At 56.3% G+C, this 24,332-nt stretch carries 15 protein-coding genes; 8 read left to right on the plus strand and 7 right to left on the minus strand.

Annotation, left to right across the window (positions count from 1 at the left end):
- The first annotated feature begins 344 nt into the window (after nt 1–344).
- Together ACEN8E_RS22825 and ACEN8E_RS22830 are read left to right on the plus strand one after the other, a co-directional pair.
- Nucleotides 345–608, plus strand: a complete 264-nt coding sequence (locus ACEN8E_RS22825) for a hypothetical protein (protein WP_495589969.1) — start codon at nt 345–347, stop codon at nt 606–608.
- Nucleotides 605–1,324: a response regulator transcription factor gene (locus ACEN8E_RS22830; protein ID WP_495589970.1), complete on the plus strand. Its 720-nt coding sequence runs from the start codon at nt 605–607 to the stop codon at nt 1,322–1,324. The genes ACEN8E_RS22825 and ACEN8E_RS22830 overlap by 4 nt, the downstream gene beginning before the upstream one ends.
- Nucleotides 1,325–1,518: 194 nt before the next feature.
- On the opposite strand, the gene ACEN8E_RS22835 is transcribed toward ACEN8E_RS22830, so the two are convergent.
- Entirely contained in the window at nt 1,519–7,983 is a 6,465-nt protein-coding gene (locus ACEN8E_RS22835) for a DUF5801 repeats-in-toxin domain-containing protein (protein ID WP_495589971.1), read from the minus strand.
- A 468-nt stretch (nt 7,984–8,451) separates the two neighbouring features.
- Between ACEN8E_RS22835 and ACEN8E_RS22840 the strand changes: the two genes are divergently transcribed.
- The 6 genes from ACEN8E_RS22840 (at nt 8,452) to ACEN8E_RS22865 (ending at nt 14,529) form a co-directional block, all read left to right on the plus strand.
- A complete protein-coding gene (locus tag ACEN8E_RS22840) occupies nt 8,452–9,822 on the plus strand; it encodes a tyrosine-type recombinase/integrase (RefSeq protein ID WP_495589972.1) in 1,371 nt (456 codons plus the stop codon).
- Nucleotides 9,822–10,445: a hypothetical protein gene (locus tag ACEN8E_RS22845; RefSeq protein WP_495589973.1), complete on the plus strand. Its 624-nt coding sequence runs from the start codon at nt 9,822–9,824 to the stop codon at nt 10,443–10,445. The genes ACEN8E_RS22840 and ACEN8E_RS22845 overlap by 1 nt, the downstream gene beginning before the upstream one ends.
- A gap of 160 nt (nt 10,446–10,605) precedes the next feature.
- On the plus strand, nt 10,606–10,797 hold the full coding sequence (locus ACEN8E_RS22850) for a helix-turn-helix domain-containing protein (RefSeq protein ID WP_495589974.1): 192 nt from the start codon (nt 10,606–10,608) through the stop codon (nt 10,795–10,797).
- Between the two features lie 359 nt (nt 10,798–11,156).
- A complete protein-coding gene (locus ACEN8E_RS22855) occupies nt 11,157–12,299 on the plus strand; it encodes an AAA family ATPase (RefSeq protein WP_495593376.1) in 1,143 nt (380 codons plus the stop codon).
- Nucleotides 12,300–12,737: 438 nt separating this feature from the next.
- A complete protein-coding gene (locus ACEN8E_RS22860) occupies nt 12,738–13,337 on the plus strand; it encodes a hypothetical protein (protein WP_495589975.1) in 600 nt (199 codons plus the stop codon).
- The gene (locus ACEN8E_RS22865) at nt 13,327–14,529 is read left to right on the plus strand and encodes a tyrosine-type recombinase/integrase (RefSeq protein WP_495589976.1); all 1,203 of its coding nucleotides are present in this window, start codon (nt 13,327–13,329) and stop codon (nt 14,527–14,529) included. Before ACEN8E_RS22860 ends, ACEN8E_RS22865 begins: the two co-directional genes overlap by 11 nt.
- A gap of 489 nt (nt 14,530–15,018) precedes the next feature.
- Here ACEN8E_RS22865 and ACEN8E_RS22870 read toward each other — a convergent pair whose 3' ends face one another.
- The 6 genes from ACEN8E_RS22870 to ACEN8E_RS22895 form a co-directional block, all read right to left on the minus strand.
- A complete protein-coding gene (locus tag ACEN8E_RS22870; protein WP_495589977.1) occupies nt 15,019–15,150 on the minus strand; it encodes a hypothetical protein in 132 nt (43 codons plus the stop codon).
- A 307-nt stretch (nt 15,151–15,457) separates the two neighbouring features.
- Complete coding sequence (locus ACEN8E_RS22875) at nt 15,458–16,138, minus strand: MAE_28990/MAE_18760 family HEPN-like nuclease (RefSeq protein ID WP_495589978.1); 681 nt, start codon at nt 16,136–16,138, stop codon at nt 15,458–15,460.
- 1 nt (nt 16,139) lies between these two features.
- Nucleotides 16,140–17,183 (minus strand): DUF262 domain-containing protein, encoded by a 1,044-nt coding sequence (locus tag ACEN8E_RS22880; protein ID WP_495589979.1) that lies wholly within the window; start codon nt 17,181–17,183, stop codon nt 16,140–16,142.
- Nucleotides 17,184–17,635: 452 nt separating this feature from the next.
- Complete coding sequence (locus ACEN8E_RS22885; RefSeq protein ID WP_495589980.1) at nt 17,636–20,836, minus strand: type I restriction endonuclease subunit R; 3,201 nt, start codon at nt 20,834–20,836, stop codon at nt 17,636–17,638.
- Entirely contained in the window at nt 20,836–22,218 is a 1,383-nt protein-coding gene (locus ACEN8E_RS22890) for a restriction endonuclease subunit S (protein WP_495589981.1), read from the minus strand. The genes ACEN8E_RS22885 and ACEN8E_RS22890 overlap by 1 nt, the downstream gene beginning before the upstream one ends.
- The gene (locus tag ACEN8E_RS22895; RefSeq protein ID WP_495593377.1) at nt 22,215–24,194 is read right to left on the minus strand and encodes a type I restriction-modification system subunit M; all 1,980 of its coding nucleotides are present in this window, start codon (nt 24,192–24,194) and stop codon (nt 22,215–22,217) included. Before ACEN8E_RS22895 ends, ACEN8E_RS22890 begins: the two co-directional genes overlap by 4 nt.
- Between the last annotated feature and the right edge of the window lie 138 nt (nt 24,195–24,332).

Below are 24,332 nucleotides of genomic sequence, written 5' to 3' on the forward strand. Positions count from 1 at the left end.
AACCCAAAGGACGGGAGCGGTCAGTGCTACCCACTGATTTCGCCAGGCCCTGGCTTGCAGGTGGCTCGACCCGGCAAGATACGCCGATAAATTGACTAAACCAAAATAGCACTCCTAAGTTAACGCCACTCGTCGATTAATTGACGATTTTGATCAGAGTCGGACTTTGGTCGCAGGTCATCTGTGACGAGCCTAATACCTTGATTTTCGAGGATTACCCCGTCCTTTTGGAACATCGGTCAGGCCTGGCCGCACCGGGCTTGCATCAACGACTGACGGATGGTCAGGCCGGCAGCGCCCTGGGCTGACCTAGACTCCGTTGAGGGGTGAGGGAGTACATCGTCATGCGCAATCCATTGATCATTATTCGTATTTATTATCTCTCTCGGGCTTTGCCTGCCTTTTTGAAATGTTTGCCCTCCTTGCCGGCGATATTGATGGAGATGACCCCGGAGCTGCTCGGTGCCAATGCCTGGGTGGGCATCATCGCGGCCTGCCGGCGTCCAAATCTGTCCTTCAATCGCGGCGACCAGATAAGCCAGTTGCTGCCCCGCAAAAGCCATCAGACGGAGGCCTTCGTTGGTTTTTCAAGGAGGTCAGGAAGATGATCACTGACCTAAAAGAGCCAATTAGCGTGATGCTGATCGATTGCCGCCCCCTCGTGCTCAAGGGCCTTCACGACTTGATTGATGCCAGAAAGCCACGAATGGAAGTGACAGGCCAGGCTACCACCTATACCCATGCACTGGATCTTGCCGATCAGTTACAGCCCAATGTCATTTTTTTCAGTTTCTTCCCGGATGCGCTGAATCCTCTGGAGGTCGTCGCGGGACTCACCCGCAACGCTGAAATGAAAGTGCTGTTGTTCAAGGGTCTTTACGAAGCCGTTCCCGTTGCCCAGGCGATAGAGGCAGGCGCTCGCGGCATCGTGCTGGCGGAAGACCCGACGGAATCGATTACCCAGGCCATCCTCAAGGTCCACCATAGCGACATCGCGATGGATAGAGCCTGGGCCGGCGGCCTTTCCGGCTATGCCGCGACCGGCCATGCACCCTTGAAATGCAATCTGGAGAAGGCGAAACAGGCGCGGTTGACGCTGCGCGAGAGAGAGCTGATTTGCGCCATCGTAGGCGAACCGTCGGCCAAATATGTGAGCATCGCCGGGCGCCTGGGGATCAGCGAGCACACCGTGCACAACCATCTCAGCAACATCTATCAAAAGCTGAATCTCATCAATCGCATCGACTTGCTGATGTATGCGCTGAAACACGGGCTCACCAACAACGAAGCACCGCCCAAGTCCACCTGGGTGGAGCTGGACTGAGTATCAAGCCAGTACAAGTCGTTCTCGGCCTATCCTGCCGTGTCATCCTGTATCTACCCGCCGCGCTCTGTAAACCCTGTGCTGCTCACCAGTTCACAGCGGCTGCGATCATGGGAAGTCTCGTATTGGAACCGCAAAAAGAATGCGAGGGTGGTTTCCAGGCCACCCTCGCATCCGTTCATGCGCGCAACACTTCAGGCACTGCCAAAAAAGACGTCGGTATTCAGTACATCAACCCCGACCAAGGTGATGGTCGTTGTTTGTCCGCCAGTCTCGGCAACCGTCACGACGCTGTCTGCGCCGGTGTTGTTGATCGATTGGACAACGGCGTTCGGGTCGCCATTGAGCACCAGCTTGTCCCGCACGCCCGGGCCCACATCGAAGCCGGTGACCTGGTACAGGTGCTCATTGACTGACAGATCGATGTTGAACGCATCTTGCTCACCGCCTGTGCCAACCAGCGTGAAGTCGAAGGATGCGTTGGCCGGGTCGTTGGCGAACAGGTTGGCGTCGAATGTACTCGTCGCCGAGTCCCCATCCTTGTCCGTCAGCGTCGCGCTGAACACCAGCTGGACATCACTGGCCAGGCTCTCGCTCTGCTGAATGAACTGGATTACCGGGATCTTGACATCACCCCGGCCCATCGTCAGCTGCACAGCGTCGATCAGTGTCGCCCCCTCCTTCTGGATGAGGAAGGACACCTGTCCACCCGCCTCCGGAGTCAGGGTGTTCACCTCGACGCGGCTCGAAAACGAGCCATCCGCGTAGTAGATCCTGTAGTACAGGTCCTCGGTCGCCGTGTTGTAACCCGCCACGGAGTTGTCGATGAAGACCTTCATTCCCGTCAGCAGGCTCTCTGGGTTGATGACGAAACTTTCATCGGCGGCGCTGATTGCCGCCAGGTTATCGCCCTGGAAAACGTTATTGCCGACGCCGATGCCGGACGTACTGACGTTCATGGCCGCCGGGTCTATGTACGATGGCAGCGGGTTGGTCTGTAGCGCGGCTTCAGTGGGGTCGGGTGCTCCGAGCCCGATGCCGGCCAGGATGTCCGCAGTCGACGCCAGCGCCTTCGCGGAAAAAAACACAATCTCCTCGGAGGTCGAAGGAATGGCCGGGTTACTCGTCTGCGGAATCAACAAGGTGCGCACAGAATCCGGGCCACCGGCAGCGAGCGAGCCGTCGGCACTGCTGAGCACTATCGTCGAACTGAAGCCTTGCACCAGATCCAGTGCATAGCGACCATCGGCATAGGCAGTCAGCGTGTAGTCGACGGTGGTATTCGCCGTAGCGGCGTTGTTATCGAAATCACCGGTCAAGGTTCCCGCGAATTGGTACGCGCCATTGACATCCGGTGATGGCGACAGCTCGTGGAGCGTGCCGGTCCCGGTCGTGGTCGAGTTGTCTGGCCTGACGAGGGTGAACTGGTTATTGACCAACGAGATATCCAGACCGGCTGCACCCAGCCCGTCGGCTCCCGTGGCCATACTCCAGAACCCGGATTGCGCAAGGACGCTACCGGTCCCGATCAGGTTACCGAAAGTGAGTGTCGGCCCGTCATCCTTGAACACCAGGTTCTGCCCGATGTTCAGCGTCGCCTGGGCGCTGTCGCCGTCCCTGTCGGTCTTGGTTGCCGTCAGCGTGATCAGGTTGTCCGAGGTCAACGTCTTCGAATCATCCGGATTGCTGGCGTCGGAATGCACCACGGCCCTTAGCTGGTCGAGCGTGACGCTGCCATTGGCGGCCACGCTGGCCGTGAACACCAGCAGGTTGCCCGTGGCCGTACGCCCTTCCACCACGGTGCCGTTGAGTGACAGGTTCACCGCCTGGCCCGAGGCCGTGTCGATCAGACCGGAGGCCCCGGCCACCACGCCCAGCGCATAGGTCAGGGTGCCCGCTTCATCGGCGCCAAACGCCGAGGTGAAGTTGGCGGCGAAGCTCTGGGTGGCGTTGGTCGAAAGCACCGTTTCGTCCACCGTCAGCGTCGGTTCCACGCCGGTGGTGCTGATGCTTGGACCGTCGTCCTTGAACACCAGGTTCTGCCCGATATTCAGCGTCGCCTGGGCGCTGTCGCCGTCCTTGTCGGTCTTGGTTGCCGTCAGTATGACCAGGTTGTCCGAGGTCAACGTTTTCGAATCATCCGGATTGCTGGCGTCGGAATGCACCACGGCGCGGAGCTGGTCGAGGGTGACATCACCGTTGGCAGCCACGCTGGCCGTGAACACCAGCAGGTTGCCCGTGGCCGTACGCCCTTCGACCACGGTGCCATTGAGCGACAGGTTCACTGCCTCGCCGGTGGCCGTGTCGGTCAGCCCGGAAGCACCCGCCACCACGCCCAGCGCATAAGTCAGGGTGCCCGCCCCATCAGCGCCAAACGCCGAATTGAAATTGGCGGCAAAGCTCTGGGTGGCGTTGGTCGCCAGTACCGTTTCGTCCACCGTCAGCGTTGGCTCCACACCGGTGGTGCTGATGCTCGGTCCGTCGTCCTTGAACGCCAGGTTCTGCCCGATGTTCACCGTCGCCTGGGCACTGTCGCCGTCCCTGTCGGTCTTGGTTGCCGTCAGCGTGACCAGGTTGTCCGAGGTCAGGCTGGTTGAGTCATCCGGATTACTGGTGTTGGGATGCACCACGGCGCGGAGCTGGTCGAGGGTGACATCACCACTGGCAGCCACGCTGACCGTGAACGCCAGCAGGTTGCCCGTGGCCGTACGGCCTTCGACCACGGTGCCATTGAGCGACAGGTTCACCGCCTCGCCGGTGGCCGTGTCGGTCAGCCCGGAAGCACCCACCACCACACCCAGTGCATAGGTCAGGGTGCCCGCGCCATCGGCACCAAACGCCGAGGTAAAGTTGGCGGCGAAGCTCTGGGTGGCGTTGGTCGCCAGTACCGTTTCGTCCACCGTCAGCGTTGGCTCCACACCGGTGGTACTGATGCTCGGTCCGTCGTCCTTGAACACCAGGTTCTGCCCGATGTTGAGCGTCGCCTGGGCACTGTCGCCGTCCCTGTCGGTCTTGGTTGCGGTCAGTGTTACCAGGTTGTCCGAGGTCAACGTCTTCGAATCATCGGGATTGGTTGCGTCGGGATGTACCACGGCGCGGAGCTGGTCGAGGGTGACATCACCGTTGGCGGCCACGCTGGCCGTGAACACCAGCAGGTTGCCCGTGGCCGTGCGGCCTTCGACCACGGTGCCATTGAGCGACAGGTTCACCGCCTCGCCGGTGGCCGTGTCCGTCAGCCCGGAAGCCCCGGCCACCACACCCAGCGCATAGGTCAGGGTGCCCGCGCCATCGGCGCCAAACGCCGAGCTGAAGTTGGCGGCGAAGTTCTGGGTGGCATTGGCGTCCAGTACCGTTTCGTCCACCGTCAACGTCGGCTCCACACCGGTGGTACTGATGCTCGGCCCGTCGTCCTTGAACACCAGGTTCTGCCCGATGTTCAGCGTCGCCTGGGCACTGTCGCCGTCCTTGTCGGTCTTGGTTGCCGTCAGTGTGACCAGGTTGTCCGAGGTCGGGCTGGTCGAGTCATCCGGATTGCTGGTATTGGAATGCACCACGGCGCGGAGCTGGTCGAGGGTGACATCACCGTTGGCGGCGACGCTCGCCGTGAACACCAGCAGGCTGGTGGTGGCCGTGCGGCCTTCAACCACGGTGCCATTGAGCGCCAGGTTCACCGCCTCGCCGGTGGCCGTGTCGGTCAGCCCGGAGGCCCCGGCCACCACGCCCAGCGCATAAGTCAGAGTGCCCGCACCATCAGCGCCAAACGCCGAGGTGAAGTTGGCGGCGAAGTTCTGGGTGGCATTGGCGTCCAGTACCGTTTCGTCCACCATCAGCGTTGGCTCCACGCCGGTGGTACTGATGCTCGGTCCGTCGTCCTTGAACACCAGGTTCTGCCCGATGTTGAGAGTTGCCTGGACGCTGTCGCCATCCCTGTCGGTCTTGGTTGCCGTCAGCATCACCAGGTTGTCCGAGGTCAACGTCTTCGAATCATCCGGATTGCTGGCGTTGGAATGCACCACGGCGCGGAGCTGGTCGAGGGTGACATCACCGTTGGCGACCACGCTGGCCGTGAACACCAGCAGGTTGCTGGTGGCCGTACGCCCTTCCACCACGGTGCCATTGAGCGCCAGGTTCACTGCCTCACCGGTGGCCGTGTCGGTCAACCCGGAGGCTCCGGCCACCACGCCCAGCGCATAAGTCAGGGTGCCCGCACCATCGGCGCCAAATGCCGAGCTGAAGTTGGCGGCGAAGTTCTGGGTGGCGTTGGCGTCCAGTACCGTTTCGTCCACCGTCAACGTCGGTTCCACACCGGTGGTACTGATGCTCGGCCCGTCGTCCTTGAACACCAGGTTCTGCCCGATGTTGAGGGTCGCCTGAGCACTGTCGCCGTCCCTGTCGGTCTTGGTTGCCGTCAGCGTCACCAGGCTGTCCGAAGTCAAGCTGGTCGAGTCATCCGGATTGCTGGTATTGGAATGCACCACGGCGCGGAGCTGGTCGAGGGTGACATCACCGTTGGCGGCCACGCTGGCCGTGAACACCAGCAGGCTGGTGGTGGCCGTGCGGCCTTCGACCACGGTGCCATTGAGCGACAGATTCACTGCCTCACCGGTGGCCGTGTCGGTTAACCCGGAGGCACCGGCCACCACGCCCAGCGTATAGGTCAGGGTGCCCGCGCCATCGGCACCAAACGCCGAGGTGAAGTTGGCGGCAAAGTTCTGGGTGACGTTGGTCGTCAGTACCGTTTCGTCCACCGTCAGCGTCGGCTCCGTACCGGTGGTGCTGATGCTCGGCCCATCGTCGTCGAAGATGATCCTGGAGCCGATTTCGGTTTTTGCAATGGAGGCCTGGACCAGCTTGAAGCCACCGATATCAAAGTCGGCGTGGTTAGTGCCCTTGGCGTCGACAGCCGCCCCGTTTTCGACGAGCACGCGGTTGTGATCCAACGTTGTGGTGTATTGAATCTGGTAGCCGGCCAAAACGCCGGTGATGGTTGCAACCCCGCCAACAACGCTGATGACAATGCTCGGGCTATTTACCGATCCGTCTGAGTTCTCGATCACCTGCCCGGTGCTTTTGTTGATGACGCGAACATTGGTGATTGCAATCGACGAATCGCCCGCGTATCCGTTGATGAAATTCACACCGGGTTCGTACGCAGTGCTGAATGCGCTGACTTTTACGATAGCGCTCTTGCCGCTTTGCAACTGCACGACGTCGAAACTGGCCGATTTCGCATTGAAGACGCTGGTAAAGTCGATGTTGGATTCAACATCTGCTTCGTTCTGATCCAGATTGGGAATGGTCACATTCTGCCTGGCACCCGTGACGAACGAAAAGCGGATGCCCTCTTGCTCCACAATCATCTGATTGTTGGTACCGAAGGTAGTCGGGCCACCCGCCTGGCTGGTATTGATCGTGTCGCCAGTCGTTATATTGGCGCCGCTTGACTGGTCAGCGGGGTCCTTGCCGGTGGCGATGATCGTAGGGTCCGTGATCCGCAAGACACCAGCGTCGTTGACAACGGTCGGGGTTGCCGTCGTAAACATCAGGAAGAGGTTCTGACCGGAGGGGGCATTGGCCAGACTGAATTCCAGGTCCTGGCTGGCTCCGATGAAAACTTTGTTCAGCAGATTGAGCGAATCATCGGCGTTGGTCATATCCGGATGCTTGAGCGGTTGATACTCCACGGTCCAGATCTTGCCGCCCGTGACCGGCGATCCGCTTTCTTCAATATAGGCAGCGAACACGATCGCGCCGCTTGAGCCACCGGCTCGGCCCAGAACGATGTTGTTGTTCGTATCCGTATAGAGAAAGATGCTGGCGCCGTCGAGGGTCAACAGCCCGCTGTCCACGCCATTGAGTGGTGCGCCAGTGCTGCTGACGAAACTGACATCGGTAATGCTTGCTCCAGGCGTAGAGGTAAGGGTGAACGCATTGCTGCCTGTGTTGCCCGCGACACCGGTGTAGCCGCTCAAGGCCGCACCCGTGGCGGTACCTGCCCCAAGTCCGGCCAAACGACTGGCGAAGGTCGTGGGCAGGGACGCCACCAGAATGTCGTTGTCGTCTGCGTCTCCAGCAGAGCCCGGAGTGGCAGTGCCGTTCTGCAACCCGGCCGTTTCGTCCAGCGTAACGTCCTCGCCAGTCGCCACGACGCTCAAAACGCTGTCCGTAAAGGACATAGTCGCCACGGCGTCGTCAGCGGTGCCGACTACTCCATCGACGCCCGCAGAGGCCGCTGTGAGTAAAAACGTCGCGCCCGCCGAGTCGTCGGGATTCACGTACCACGAGGTGGTGACGCTGCCGTTGACCTGGCCATCGAGATCACCGACGCCTCCGTCGGTCACGGACCAGGGCTCGTGTCCCTCGCCGGTGTTGGTGTCGAGCACATCGTCGGACGTGCCCCACACAGCATCCGCACCAGCCCCGATGGCGTGGTCCACTTCGAGCGTCACTGTGCTGCCGGCGGCGAAACCGCTGGCCGTGATGATGGCGGTGCTGCCGGGGGCATAGTCTTTCAGGTCGGTGGTGACTAGCGGAGTGTAAAGACGAGGTCGGTCGCTTACGTAGGTAAAAGTCCAGTCGTGGCTGACGGGTGAAGGATGGTCACCAGCGATATTGGCCAGGTCACTCGTTGACGATGAGGTTTTCTTGCGCATAGTCATGACTTTCTCCTCAGTGGGTCCAGTCATCGGGGGCCGAACGTGGACCATTTTCGGTTCTATTGGTCACAACTATGAACAGGCATCGGAGGCGGCACATCGGCCGATACTCCCAGACGGGATGGGAGATTCAGACTACTTGGGAGAGGAGATGGAAAGTCGCGAAGGTAGAGTTGATGGATTCGATCAATCCAGGCATCTGAATTTGTCGAACCTTATCTGCATATCGTGAAAATGACGCGTTGAAACGGGCGGGGGTTCTGCGAAATATGGTGTCCCAGGGCAGGTTCGAACTGCCAACCTTCCCCTTAGGAGTTTGAAGGCTGCTTCATTTATTGAGGCACACCAACCTTAACAAACCTACACAGAGCCTGCATTTCAATCTAAAATAACTTTAATGGGGTTACACGAAAACAGACCAAATTAGACCTAAACCGTAACCCCAGCGTAACCCCAACTGGAGGGCGCGGCATGACTGATGAAGTACGCATCACGTTCGGCAAGGACAGACTAGAGAAGCTGCCGACGCCCGAGGCTGGCAAACGCAAGGTTTATCACGACACAAAAGCTCAAGGTCTACAGCTCCGGGTTTCAGCAACCGGAAACAAGACGTTTTCCGTGTATCGCCGGATAAAAGGCGGACAGCCAGAGCGCATAACACTGGGGAGCTTCCCGGCAATGACCGTAGAGCAGGCGCGAAAATCCGCTGCTGCGATAAATGCCGAGATCGAAGCCGGAGCCAGCCCAGCCAAGGCGCGCCGCGCCATCCGTAGCGAGCCGACATTCCTAGAGGTCTTCAACCGCTACCTGGTCGAAAAGAAGAAACGCAACGGCACGCGCCTGACTGAAAAAACCAAAATCAACTATGCCGACGTAGTGCGCATTTACCTGAACACAATCAAAAACAAAAAGCTCAGCCAGATCACCCGTTCGGAGCTGAAAACTATTCACACCAAGGCATCAATGAAGAGCCACGCCCAAGCTGATCGGGCTGTAAGGCTTGTTTCCGCAGTGTTCAGCTTCGCTATCGACTTAGAGTTGTTCGACAAGCTGAACCCAGCAAGCCGCATTCAAAAAAACGAAGCTGTCGAACGCGATCGCTTTGCCCTGCCGCACGAACTACCTCATCTACTGACCGCGATGGAGGCCTCGACGCTGCGTGACTACTTTCTGCTGTCGCTGCTGACTGGAGCCCGCCGCTCAAATGTACAAGAAATGGCTTGGCGCGATATCGACCTAGAGGCAGGCACCTGGCGCATTGGCATGACTAAGAACGGTACACCGCAGAACGTAACCCTCTCACCTGAAGCTGTCAGCACCCTCAAGTCACGCAGGTCCAACGTCGGTATGTCACAATTCGTATTCGCTAGCTCCGGAAAAACCGGCCATTTGGTAGAACCAAAAACCGCCTGGGCAACGATTCTTCGACGCGCCACCACTTACCGCATCCTTGAACTGTTGGAAGCTGAAAGCAATCTCAACGAAGAAGAGCGCCAACACGCCGACAAGCTCCTAGCCGAAGCCCCGGTCACGGCAGAGAAGCGCTACCGTGCAATGGCAAGCACTCACAATATCGACCCAACCACCTACGATATGACTGACCTGCGCATTCACGATCTGCGTCGCACCTTGGGTAGCTGGCAAGCCAAGACCGGCGCTTCACTGGTGATTATCGGCAAGAGCCTAAACCACAAATCTACGCAATCAACACGCATTTATGCGCGCCTCGATGACGACCCGGTGCGGCAGTCTGTAAATACCGCCACTGCTGCAATGATGGCTGCTGGAAGTCAAAAAAATTCAGCCGAAGTTCTGGACCTCCGCCAGAGAGGTAAGCGCTGATGGCCGACTTAGGCGATGATTTCATGACTACGGCGTGCAAAAAGCTTGTAATCGACAGCACCGACTACCCAGGGCGCATACCACGCATGGGCATGGTTAACCTGCTGGCCGGAACGAAGGATGTTAATTCAAAAGACTGGCAGACCTGGGCAAGTATGGTCTGGACAATGGGCGCGTCCCAACAGCGCTGGGTCGGTGACGACCCTAAGCATACCGACTATACAATTCAGCATATTGATTTGCTAATCGCATCCATCGACCGTCCGACGGCACTTCGGTGGATTAAATCTATTCGGCAACCAATGGACGGGATAAGCGAACAGTTCAAGCACTGGCTTGGTGATTACTTGGTCGGCCCAGGAAGACCCAGCCAAGCACGCCAGCACCGCCTAGGACTGCTTCGCCAAGTTGTCGAGGGACTCAAGGCCATTGACCAAAATCTACACACCAACGCCATGCCGGGTATTCGCGCAGATCTGCTGGAGCTTTGCCATAGATTGCATCCGCGTGTATTTGAGATGTCCGAAAAAACGTTCAAGAGCGACTTAAAAGACATTTGTTCTTTCCGTAGTGGCGCTAGGTCGAGCAGCTATTACAGAGACAAACTGTCGCAACTGTCGTGATCTGATCCGCTTCACCTTCTTGAAAGCCCCGTCCTCAACGACTCGAACTGTCGCGGTGTTAAATCGCGACAGTTGAGCCCCTTCCATGCAACTGCATGTTGGTTATCTTTTGATTACGCAAGGCAACAAAAGCAACTCGTAATCGACGGAGCCTAACCCAATGATCGTAGCCAGCCCCCTGCTTGACGAAGTTCAAGCAGCCAAGCACCTCGACGTTAGCCCAGGCACTTTATCTGTCTGGCGCAGCACTGGTCGGTATCAACTTCCATTTTTGAAGGTGGGCCGCAAGGTTCGCTATCGCCTATCTGACCTTGATGAGTGGCTAGAAACGCGCACTCGCAAAAACACTTGATCGAGGGAGGTCCTGATGAGCCCAAAAGACGACATACAGGCCCTGCGCAGGCTAATTGGTGGCGAGCCTGAGCTTGATGGAAAAATTCACCGATACCACGCCGATGGTGACTTGCCAGGCCAAAACACTGGGCACTATTTAGTTTTGTTGGATGGCCAAGGCTTTGGTAGCTCGTGGCACCCTCACAGCACTGTAATTTGCCATACCCCCAACCCAAGCGGCGGGAGTGGCTGTCAATGAATCCTCCAGTCACTCCCAATCAGACCATCGATTCAGACCGTCAAACCGGTACTTCAATCAGGAAGTGCGTGGCTCAGTGTGCCGAGTCAGAAACCCTAAAGTCCATCTGGCGTGCGGATATGACTTCAGCGGCATCTATCGTCCCCGTGCCGATCCACTGGTTATGGCCTGGTTGGATCGCTAGGGGTAAGTTGACCGTCTTGGCGGGTGCTGGTGGCAGCGGCAAGACGACCCTAGCAATAAACCTGATAGGCATCCTAACCAGCGGTGGTCGGTGGCCTGACGGTGAGCGCTGCCACGAGCCCGCCAATGTCCTGATCTGGTCTTCCGAGGACGACCCTGCAGACACACTGGTACCGCGCTTAATGGCAGCCGGTGCGAACTTGGAGCGCGTGCACATCATCCAAGGCCGCGTTAACGTGTTTGGCGAGCGCGAGCCATTCGACCCGGCCGCAGACTTCAACTTGCTGCGCGAGGCGGTAGAGTCGGTTGGCGGAGCTTCATTGCTGCTACTTGATCCTGTGGTCAACGTGATAAAGGGAGACATGCATCGCGCCAACGATGTCCGTCGGGCGCTCCAGACTGTAGTTGACTTTGCCGAAGCATATAAATGTGCCGTGCTGGGCATAAGCCACTTCAGCAAGGGCAGTGGCGGTACCTCGCCGGCAGATCGCGTGATTGGTAGCCAGGCCTTCGGCGCACTCGCCCGCGCCGTGCTGGTAACCGCCAAGCAAGAGGATTCGGATGTACGCGTGCTCGCTCGCGCCAAGTCCAACATCAGCGACGATCAGGGCGGTGTCGGTTACATGGTGGAACCCTGCACTGTCGGCGACGGACTGGAGACAACTCGCGTGCTGTGGGGCGACCGCATTGAGGGCAGCGCTCGCGACATCCTAGCCGATGTCGAGAGCACGAGCGACGACGAGCGGCGCACTGAAATGGAAGAGGCTTGCGACTTCCTGCGAGACACCCTCAAGCGCGGCCCCGTACCCACCAAACAGATAAAAGCAGACGCGAGCGATGCCGGCTATTCCTGGGCGACAATCCGTCGTGCTCAGAAGGAAGTCGGTGCTATAGCTGTCAAGCAAGGCGGTCGTTTTGGCGATGAAAAACAGCAATGGGTTTGGCAGCTCACCGCAGAAGGCGCTCCAAAAAACCAGAAGGTGCTCACAGAAAACTGTGAGCACCTTCTCGAAAACGGGAGCACCTTCTATCGAATCCCCTCCCCCGTACTCGACGAATCGGATGCGGCGAAATTGTGATCGAGGCACCTCTTCATCCTGCCTTTAGAAAAAAGTCGATCAAGACCCCTCTCAAAAAGGGTGCCTACTTTTGATTTTTAGATCAATGGATTGATCCGCTTTGGCTCTGTGCGAAAGGGGTCCCCGCTTGCGGGGTTGAGCATGCTTTTGCCTTGGTGCAGTTATCCACGCCTGGAGGAGCGCAGCGCCGTAGGGGGTGGGTAACTCATGCTGTGTTCGATGGCGCTCCAGTCGCTGCACGCCGAGTTGACTGCGCGCACGGCCTGGGCTTTGGGTCACCGGCGTTTCGCTCCTTCACGCCATAGGCTGCGCCCTGCACGCTTTGCTTGCGGGTAATCAGAAGGAGTGTGGTGATCGACGGTTTCGACATGGTGACCGATGCCGGCTTCGTCGTGGTAATCGTGGTCTGCTCGCCGGTTCGCCGGCCTGGGGGTTCCATTGAATAAGCAAAATTTACTGGCGAGGGAAGCAGCTAAGCGGCTTCGAGAGGGATTCGCTACTAATCCGAAGGCAGCGGCGGCGGGGTTGCTGACGCTGGGTTACGGCTTGCCGCCGGACGTGTTGTTCCGAGTACGGTGGTCGGCCATCGACCGAAAGGCGTGGCTGTTGCGGTTGGGTGGCGCCCGGCTCCCGCTGACGGCGCAGGCGCTGGCGGTACTGGACCGGCTCTTATTGTTTTGTGCTGGTGCCGCTCCGGATGATTACCTGTTCGCGGTTTCAGGTGGCGCGGTGCTGGGCAAGGCACTGGCCGATGACGGAGTGTTACTCCTTACGTGCGGGCATATCTCGCTGTACGGGCTAGGGGCGCTGGCACGGACGCGGTGTCCAAATCTGGCTGATGCTGAATGGCGGAATAAGCGCGAGCGCGAGTTGGCATACCCATCCGACCTGGATCTTGCTCGCGGGCATGATGCAGAACTGCTGGCGGTGTTTGAATCCTGGCATGAAGTCTTGAACCTGGGCGGGCTGTTAGGCGGGAAGGTGGTCGAGGTTGCTGCCGAACTGCGCCCAGATGTCGAGGTGAACAATGGCGACTGAGTATGTGAACTTCAGTGATGCGGTGATCAAGCGGGCGGCGAAGGATGAGGATGTGCGCGTCCTGCGCGATGAGTTTTATCCAGAGCTAAGGCTGCGGTTCCGCGATAGTCGACGGCAGGCGACCTGGGATGTTCGCCAAGGCGGGAAATGGAAGAAGGCCGGCGATTGGCCGCGCTGGTCCTGGGTTGCGATGGAGGCTGCGTTGCCGGGAGTGATGGCGAGTCGGGCGTCCGGTGGACACCCAGCGGCTCGGTTCGGCCAACTGGTCATGGTAGAGGATCTGCTGCGCTGGTATTTGGAGTGCCAACTGAGTAAGTCCGCACTGTCGAAGGCACGCAAGGCGAGCTGTCGGACGGTAATCCTGAAATGGCTGCTGCCGCGCCTGGGTGCGGTGTGGGTAGAGGATTTGGACCGGGCGCTGGTGCATCGGCTGTTGATTCAGCCGATTCAGGCAGTCCTGGCGCCGGCCACGGTGGCGAAGGTTTACCGGGTGCTGGTGGCGGCCATCCATGCGGCGCAGAAGCTGAAACGCCTGCCGCGCAATCCACTGGAGGGGGTGAAGTTCCCGGAGTTCGGCGTCGGGCCGATCAGGCCGAAGCCGGCACGGCTGTTGCCCAAGGACGCCGGGGTGGTGCTGGCGCGGCTCGCGGAGCTTTTCCCGAACAAGCCGGTCGCCTGCATGTTGCCGACGTTGATGCTGTGCACCGGCACGCGGATCGGCGAGACACGGCAAGCGCGCTGGGCTGAGTTCGACCTGGGTGCGGGGGTGTGGGTAATTCCGCCCGAACACACCAAAACCCGGACACGCTTGGAAGTGCCCTTGGCACCAGGGTTGGTGGAGCTGCTGTGCCGATACAAGGAAACGCAAACGCGAAAGCCGAGTGTCTACCTGTTCCCTGGGGCGCAGGGTAAACCGCTGTCGGAGCAGGCGGCGCAGTTGATCGTCCGCGATCTGAGTGGTGGGGCGTTCTCCAGTCATGACTTGCGCAAGATGGCGCGGGCGGGATGGGCGCTGCTGGGGGTGGATTATCTGACAGCGGAGCTGTTGCTGAATCACGCCATGCCGGGGCTGACCTCCACCTATGTGCAGGCGGACTTGTCGAGGCTGAAGCGGCAGGCGTTGGAACTCTGGCAAGGCGTCGGTAATGCCATGGGAGCAGGCTTGGACCTGGCCGGACGTTTCCACTTGTAGGTTCAACTTCCAGATTATTTGTTGGACGCCGCGTACCAGTGCGGGCGAGGCTTTCGGCTGCCTGCTGGTTTTTGAATGTCGGCAGATACCGGCCAATGCAAAAAAGTGCGCTTTTTGTGCGGTTTTTTTGTGCGGTTTTTTTGTGTTTGGTTCAGGTGCTGGATGAGGTGGACCGTGCGCAGTGTGCGTGCGGCATGGGTTTGCTGGTGAGGTTCGGATCAGCGGTAGGGGGTGTGTTGGGTCCATGCACGGAAATTTTTGTTTGTACGGTATGGCGCTTGATGGCGCGCCTTTCCCGCCCGGGCGCCTCCCGCCCGAATGCCGACAATTACCGGCGGAGTGCTCCAGGTTCCGTTAAAAAAAATTGGCAGATGTCATTGCGTACACAGAATCAATGACTTGCAAGCGAAACGGATAGGAAATAGCGGCCAGCCGATCGCGCCGTTATGCCGGGTAGGTTGATTTGATCGAGATGGCGGTCTCGACAACCTAGGCGACGTGATCGATGGCCACGTCATGGTGATCGATGACGGCTTCGTCATGGTAATTGGGTAATTGCACGGACTTGCCCACCCATTTGCATTCGACCTGACCAGCATTTGCATCGGATTTGACCAGCACGATTCGTGGACATGACCGGCAGAGAACAACCCTAAGCGGACTGTCGCCTCAATGCGGGCTCATTCTGGCCTTTCTTGGCTACAGTCGATGCTTTACGCAGTACGCTTTTTGATAATCCCTACCCAGCCTTCTTGATCATGTTCAACTCTGAATCCGTTAAATGGGTCGAAACACCGTTGACGTCAGAACGCGTACCATCGCAATGCCGAAAAATTTATTGATATCAGCATGCTTGCCGCCAGAAGTCTGCAACTACAATTTTTAAAGCGCTGTTCAGGGCAGTAATACACCAAAATGAGCTGCCATGTTAATACAAGCCTCGCTCGGAGACTTTTATGAATGACCGTGAGATATAAAATATCTCAAGCTTGTTTGTCACTGCATCAATCAGGTTAGTCGTTATTGTGAATTTATCGCGCAGAACATTTGAGCGATGCCTTTCTCCGACTGTAAGCGCGCTTTCTCGACCGTGCGCCACCTTATTTCTATTTTCAACTAGCTCGTTAATAGTGGTGCGAATTCTGGGCTCGACTGGGAATTCTATTCCAAAAGAGTCTAAGACCTCGGTGATAGATTTCATCCAAACATTCATAAGCGTATCCGAGAACTGGGTTTCGTCTATATTTATTATTTCAGTAGAGTTAAGTGTGGTGAAGATAGCCAGTGCATTGTCATGGTAATATTTATGACTGCAACTTTTGAATGATTGCAACTTTCCCCGCGCTGCGATGCTGCCAAAGTTAAATTCGTAATGTTTTGCGGGAGCATTGTGATCTGCGATTAAGCGCAAGGTAAGTTGCACTGCTTCATTAATGCTCTTTTCCAGGGCCGCATAAAGATGAACATAAAAGAAGCCTCTTAAGATTTTAACCTCAGGTGGGTGAGGCGTGGTAGCATCTTCGGGCTCCAAGGATGTGATGTGATTTAGGAGTAATTGAACTTCAGTGAGCCTTTCTCTAGCTAATTGTTTAACTCCCTCATAACTCATTTTATACGTGGTCCTTTACATACCTAATCCTGTCGGTAAGTTTTTTTCTGCTGTTCGTTGCCCCTGTCGTCAAAGTGGTTAGGGTTGCGTCATTTAAAAGAGCCTTGAGTTTTGCAGGGCGTACAATTTTTCCAGCGTTCAGAGAATCAGCTACACCTACCGAGATTGCTTCGAATAGAATAAGGGGGGTGGTATTTTTTCTGGTTGATCGTACTATTCCGTCGGGCAAGCTTGTGCTAATAAAGGTAAAAGTTTTCTCGAACAAGGTTTTCAGTTGCTTTTTATTCTTAAAGCTTTCAGTTTTTTCTGCCATGTAGTCGTTAAGAAATCCTTTTACGCTATGCACGAATTCATCACGCTTTTCGAGATAGGCGAAAAACTTCAAAACCAGTTCTTCAACGTTTCCATTTTTTTCTGCGTTCGAGCTAAGTCTCAAACAGTTCCTTAGAGGCACGAATTTTGCGCATTCTTTAATGAAATCATTGAAGGGGCCTAGATAAACGCAATTGCGAATTTCCTGCGGATGGAGAATTACACCGCCTGTATTTAGGCGTTCAAATAAGTCAAAGCGAAGCCCGAAATCACTTTTGTCATTCAGTACAGTAATTCTGATGGGGCGCGTCATAAACATTAATTGTATTGCTTTGGGGATTTCTCCAAAAGTAAGAGAATTCAGGGTATCTAGCTTCTCAAGTCCTTTCAACTTCAGTGGGACGCTGTTTTCACTGATTAGTTCTATAACGTCTTTGTTGCCGATGAAATTCACAATGGTAGTAAGGCGCTGAAGGCCGTCGATTACCTCCCAGGTTGAATCTTTGTTGGTGGCCATGAATAAGCTCGGCACGGGGATACCAAGTAGGATTGATTCAATCAGTTGAGATTGTCTCTCCTGGGTCCAAATAAAGTGTCGTTGATATTCTGGTGTTACATCGATGATTTCTTCTGAAATCATGTCGTACAGTTGCCTTACCGTGACGTCGTAGCTGTCGAATGACACAGATCTGCGATTGGCGTCTAGTTGAGACTGAATTGCAGTGCTATCCATAAATTCCTCAAATTATTCCATGTTTTGCTGGGAATCCCCGGGCAAGGGGCATCAGCGATCAATACCCAACGATACCGAGGGCTGTAGGCATATGTCGAGATGGAGGATAGATAAAGAATAAAAGGTTGCTGGGAGCGATCTGGGTATAGCCCGAGATTGCGACCTGCATGTCGCATTTTCCGTGAGCGGGAGGCCCTCATGCACGCAGGGGTTACTTCACCGCCGACGGGAACGGTATGAAAGCTATCGCGGTGGACACAGCACTTTGTTTGCAAGCGTTTCCAGAAGACATAGGACCAACCACCCCTGTGTCTGCTTTGACTGTCCGGTTCTGGGCCGATTGCTGCCTGTCGCGAAGGACAACAACCGACCCATTGCGGCCGGTGACAACGAGCATAAATCGGCAAAAAGCAGATGTTGGCGCGTATTTCGTTGATTCGATTTATATGGTTTCAGGCATCGTGCAAGCCGGATTCATCGAGGGCGGCTGCCGATTTCAGCATCTTCAAAATCACCAAGGCAAAAGCTCGGCTCTTGGTCTCGTTATCCAGCACTTCCAGCGACAGCTTCTCGTGGTCGGTCATGGCATCCAGTACGGTGTCCAGAACGCGCTTGGGGAACAGTCCGTGCATCACTTGATCCACCGAGTGGTTGTTCACCTGGGCCATCACATCTTCCTGGCGGCTGATGCGCTGGGCGATGCCGGTGAGGAACTGCAGCTGGTCGTCATCGCTCACCTCGGCACCGAAGATATCGTTCAGTGCCTCGATGATTTCCGACAAACGCTTCTTCTCCGGGTCATGGGGCTTTCCGCTGCCCACATCACTGCCAGGTTTGAGGGTGTATTCACCGTGCTCCTCGTTCAGGCGTAGCTGGTGTTCGGCGCGCTTGCTCAGGCGGTAGTGGCTCAGTTGCAGCTCGCCCACGTCCACGTCGTCTTGTTGCAAGCGATCCACGCGCAGCAGCGGATGCAGGTGCTTGGCGTATACGCAGATCTGTTCCAATTCGCGGTCCTCATAGGGCACGATCTGCGAGAGGAACTCGTACAGGCGCACAAAGCTCTGCAGGTTTTTGCGGAACAGGTCTAGTTGGTCTATCTGTTCGCCGGCCTCTTTCAGCGCATGCTCGGCTTTTTTCAGGCCAGCACTGTCGCCGTTGGCTTCGGCTGTGCGCCTGTAATCCAGTGCTTGCTGGCGCGACTCCACCGAGAAGGCATAACGCTTGGCAAAGCGCTCCTTGGCCGGAGTGCAGTAGTAGCTGAGTTTGCTGGCTGCCGCCTTGGGGTCGAAGAAGGCCATAGAGAACGCCTCGACCTCCTGCCAGTGATAGATCCCCTCGGCATCCAACGTCCTCTGCAGGTCATAGATGATCTGCGGGTCGGTTACATCGGTCAGCTCGGCCTTGGTGTAGTACGGCAAGAAGGCGTCGAGGATATCCTGCGGCTCGTTGAAAAAGTCGAGGATGAAGGTTTCCTTGCTGTCACCGAAAGTGCGGTTCAGCCGCGACAGGGTCTGCACGCAGTCCACGCCTTGCAGCTTTTTGTCCACGTACATGGCACACAGCTTGGGCTGATCGAAGCCGGTCTGATACTTGTTTGCCGCGATCATCACGTTGAAGTCTTGGGTGTCGAACGCCACTGCCAAATCGCGGCTATTCAGGTCGGGGTTGAGTAGACTGCTGCTTTCGGTTACTTCTTCGGGGATCACCTCATCCGGTAGCACGCTGCCGGAGAACGCTACCAGCGGGTGCACATCGTTGTAACCCATCTGCTGTACATAGGCTCTCACCGCCAACTGGTATCGCACCGCTTCCTGGCGGCTGCTGGTCACCACCATGGCCTTGGCCTGGCCATTGAGCAGATTACGGATATTGGCGCGGAAGTGCTCGACGATCACCTCAACCTTTTGACTGATGTTGTATGGATGCAAACGCACCCAGCGCGCTAGCTTGATGCGCGCCTTCTTACTGTCTACCTCGTCGTCTTCGCCAACTGGGTGGGCGATCTTCCAGGCGGTACTGTAGGTGGTGTAGTTACGCAGCACATCTAGGATGAAACCCTCCTCAATGGCCTGGCGCATGGAATACAGATGAAAAGCCTCTGGCTTGTTGCTGGAACTGGTTGGCAGCGTGGGGTTGGCCGGGCGACCGAACAGCTCCAGAGTCTTGGCCTTGGGCGTGGCGGTGAAGGCGTAGTAACTGATGCGCTCATTCGGTTGGCGCGCCTGTACAGCAGCGTCCAGCAACTCTTCGGCGCTGACTTCCTCGGCTTCCAGCGCATCGCTACCGAGAATCTGTTTCAGCTTGCTGGCGGACGAGCCAGTTTGCGAGGAATGCGCCTCGTCAGCGATTACCGCATAACGCCCGCTAGCCAGCTTTGGGTACTTGTCTAGGGCATCGAACAATGCAGGGAAAGTCTGGATGGTGACGATGATGATGCGCGTCTGCTCAGCCAGCGCCTCAGCCAGTTGTTCGGATTTGCTCTGATTGCCGACATCACGACTGATCGGTTTGACCACGCCCTGGGCGTGCTCGAACTGGTAGATGGTGTTTTGTAGTTGGCTATCCAGCACCGTGCGGTCGGTGACCACTATCACCGAGTTGAACAACCGCTGACCGGTATCATCGTATAGCGAGGCCAGTTGATGGGCCGTCCATGCGATGGAGTTGGACTTGCCCGAGCCGGCGCTGTGCTGGATTAAATAGCGTTTGCCAGCTCCTTCGGCGCGGGTGGTCTTGATCAGCGTGTTGACTACTTCCCATTGGTGGTAACGCGGGAAGATCATAGTCTCCTTGGTAACCAACGTTCCGTCGAAGCCTTCGCTGGTTTTTTTGTCCAGGTGCAGAAAGCGCCCCAGCACATTGAGCCAGGCATCCGGCTGCAACAGGCGTTGCCACAGGTAGCTGGTGGCGTATTGGCTGTCGTCGACAGGCATTGGGTTGCCCGCGCCGCCTTCTTCACTACCGAGGTTAAAGGGCAGGAAGAAGGTGTCCTTACCTGTCAACTTTGTGGTCATCGCCACCTCATTCTGCCCTACGGCAAAATGCACCAGCGCGCCACGCTTGAAGGTCAGCAGCGGCTCGGGCTTGCGCGTCAGCGGGTCTTTTACCGGGCGGTCGTAACGATACTGGCGCTTGGCATTCTCGACTGACTGCTTGAACTCGCTTTTTAGCTCCAGCGTGGCGGTGGGGATTCCGTTGACAAACAGCACCAAATCCAACCGTGGGTTGTAGCTCTGTCCACTGCTGCCAGCCTCACGCGCGTGCGGCGAATAAGACACCTCCGGCACCACCCGCAAGCGGTTGCACCGGTATCGTTTGAGGGTGTCAGGATTCATGTCGTGGTCGGGCTGAAAACTACATAACTCCACTTTTACCGCTGGCAGCTTAAAACCATGACGCAGCACATCCAGGGTGCCGCTTAGCTCCAACTCGCGCACGAGCTTCTCCACTAACACGGCGTCTGGGTTGTTGGGATTGGCCTTTACAAACTTGTTCCAACGCTCGGGCCAGGCGTCCTTGAAGTAGCTCAGCACATCTTCGGTATAAAGCGCGGTGCGCCGGTCGTATCCGCTGGCTGTGCCCACCAACCAGCCCTGAGCGGTTAGGGCGTCGATAATGTCTTGCTGAAATTGCGCTTCCTTGCTGTCCGCCATTACACGGCCTCTATTTCTAATTCGGGAGATGCCACGTTGGCCGATGACTGCCAGCCACGCACGTCGATTTTGCCGGTGACGGCGGCGGATATCAGGGCGGAGCGGCGCTCGATTAGTAAGTCAATAGACCCAAGTCCCTGCTCCAACAACGAAGAAAATTCCGCAGTGACTTTATCTAGAAAATCAGTGATTTTTATTTGTTCAATAACAGGCGGAAGAGTTACCGGAAGTTGCTTCAATAAATCCTGACTTAAAGATGCCCTGGTAACCAAATTCATTTCCTTGTTGAAGAAAATCCGCAGCCGTTGGTTTCGAAAATAATATTTCGAAAATCCAGGAATCAGATATTTACCACTCGGCCTGAATCGAATAAGAAATCCAGCAAAAACAGCATTTTGAAGTTTTTGCAAACAGGTTGCACTAAAACCTATCTCGTCAACTGTTTCCGATGTCCTGGTAAAAAACACATCTCCGTAGTCAATCGAGTAACGCTGCCGGTCTTCAGCCGTTGACTGAACGAGCCCTGTAACTTCAGCTGGTAATACGTCATTCTTATGTACGTCGCTATAACTTACAAAAGGGAAGCCAGATCCAAAAGCCTCTCCCCCGATGTTGATACCATTTTGGCACTCCCCCAAAAAACGCAATGCTTTCACATCCCAATGCGCAGGCACTTCGCCTAGCCACTCCACACCGGAGTCTTTCATCGAAACGTTGGGGTCGAGGCCTTTGGTAACAGCGTGGGAGATAACGGCCTGGCGCTTTTCCTTAAGCAGTTCGATCAAGCGCTGTTGCTGCTCGATCAGACCATCGATGCGCGCGGTTTGATGGTCGAGGAAGCGGGCGATTTGGGCTTGCTCGACAATCGGGGGTAATGGAATACGCAGATTTTCGAGCACTGACATTCCAATATTTTGCTGCGTCCCATAGTTCCAATTTAGCCTAACGCTCTCTTGAAAATTACGAGATCTCATCGCTTGTAGTACGTAGCGAGGTAAAGCTAAGCGAGAGCACCGCACCACTGCCAATGGCGACCAAATATTAAACTCCCGATCAGTAGAAACAATAGCCACTACTCCAGTAGTAGCTCCGGACTTAACCATAAAAATATCGTTTCTACGAGGTTTGTATTTTTTTGTATAGCGGTCATGATCCGTCTGAGAAATAAATCGGGATTTTGAAAAGTTTATCTCACCCGTCGAAACAGCTTCAGCAGATACGAATGGGATACCGTCTTCAATGAACTCAGGTGTTTCGTGAGGACCGTCAGTGATTGGGGTTGCCACAATATGCTTCAAAGGGGACACATCCCAATGCGCCGGAACCGCTCCCAGCTCAGGTAAGTCAGTGCCTTTGTATGCCCCATAGGAAGAAAAACTCATGCGGAAAGCCCCTCGATCATCTGCTTGATGCGGTCAGTGCAGGCTTTGAGGTCGCGGTCGATTTCTTCTAGTGGGCGCGGCGGCTGAAATACATAAAAGTGACGATTGAACGGAATTTCGAAACCAACAAGGCCGACCTCGCCATCCTGAGCATCCGTTTTGCTCTCGTCGATCCAAGCATCCGGCACGTGGGGGATGACTTCGCGTTGAAAGTAGTCATGCACCGACTCGCCCAGCGGTACGTTCTCGTTGTCGCGCAGAGCAGTGTCCGGCTCAAACTGAGCCTTGGTTTTGCAGATATTCGCTTCGGGGTCGCGCTCGCTCAGTCCATTCAGCAGCGCTTTAAATTCCGCCGTGGAGAGGAGCACATTTTGGTCGCTCAAGGCCTTTTTCAGCAACTTAGTGAACTGCTCGCGGTTGCGGTGCAGCACGCTGCCGTCTAGCGCTTGTATGGCCTGGATTAGCTGTTGTTGGGGGGCGTTATCAAGTCTCTGAATGGCTTTTTCTTCCAACACTTTAGCGATGCGCTCGGCACTGGTCTGGAAGTTCAGGCGTAGCGGACGCTCAATGGTGATTCGCCGGTAGCCGAAGGCTTCAATCGGAAAAATCTTGCTCTGCGTGGTTTGCTCGAAACGGCCATACAGGCGCACCAGCTCGTCGATCTGCTCGTCGCTGATGAATTGTCGCTTGCTACCAAGGGATTTGCGCATTTTGGCGAAGTGCTGGCTGCCATCGATCAGCTGTACCAGCCCCTTACGTGCTTTGGTCTTGTGGTTGCTTAAAATCCACACGTAGGTCGCAATACCGGTGTTGTAAAACATATCCGTGGGCAGCGCGACAATGGCTTCGATCAGATCGTTTTGCAGCAGATAGCGGCGAATCTCCGACTCGCCCGAACCCGCGCCACCGGTGAACAACGGCGAGCCGTTGAGGATGATACCGATGCGCGAGCCTCCGTCGCGCGGGTCACGCATCTTGCTGACCAGGTGCAAGAGGAACAGCAACGAGCCATCAGACACCCTCGGAAGGCCAGGACCGAAACGGCCGTCGAAACCCTTGTGGATATGCTCGTCGGTGATCTGCTTTTGCACCTTCTTCCATTCCACGCCAAACGGCGGGTTGCTGAGCATGAAGTCGAAGTGCTTGTTGCCCAACTGGTCGTTGGACAGCGTGTTACCGAGCTTGATGCTGGCAACGTCCTGCCCCTTAATCAGCATGTCAGCTTTGCAGATGGCGTAGGACTCGGGATTTAGCTCCTGACCGTGCAGGGATACGCTGACCTTTTCGCTGATGGACTGGATGTACTCATCGCCCTCGGACAGAAATCCACCCGTACCCGCCGTTGGGTCATAGATGGTGACGATGCTGTTGGGCGCGAGTTTGTGGTCCTGATCGGTGATCACCAACGAAGTGGTGAGGTGCACGATATCGCGCGGAGTGAAATGCTCACCCGCAGTTTCGTTGGAGCTTTCGGCGAACTTGCGGATTAACTCTTCGAAGATGATGCCCATGCCGAAGTTGCTAATGCTCTCGGGACTCAGGTCGGTGGCAGCAAACCTTTGCACAACCTGATAGAGCAGGTTAGCGCTGGCCAGTTGCTGAACAAAGTCTTCAAAGTGGAAGTGCTCGAATATCTCGCGGGCGTCCTTGCTGAAGGCCTGGACATAGCTCATCAGGTCGGCTGGGGTCTGGGTATCGGATAGAGTGCCGAGGGTCAGCGACGAGGCGTTGAAAAACTGCAGGCCACCTGCCGCACGCAGCATATACATTTCACGCACGGTGTCTGGGCGGCCCTCCTGGGCGTAGAACTCGCGAATCACGGCATCCTTGGTCGGCGCCAACACACACTCCATGCGCCGAAGTAGGGTGAATGGCAGGATGATGCGACCGTACTGAGACTGCTTGAAGTCACCGCGTAGCAGATCGGCAATCGACCAGAGAAAAGCGGCCGTCTGGGAATGATTTTCCATATTCACGCAACAACACCTTGGAGGTAGGAGCAAAAGCGCAAGTCTAACACCCGTGGGTGCCCATCAAGAGCATCAGTTTTAGGTGTGAGCAGCCGCTGATCGGGGGCTGCTTTTGGCCGTTCTCTGCCGATCATTGTGACAAAG

It is taken from the genome of Pseudomonas sp. Pseusp9, from assembly GCF_059491265.1.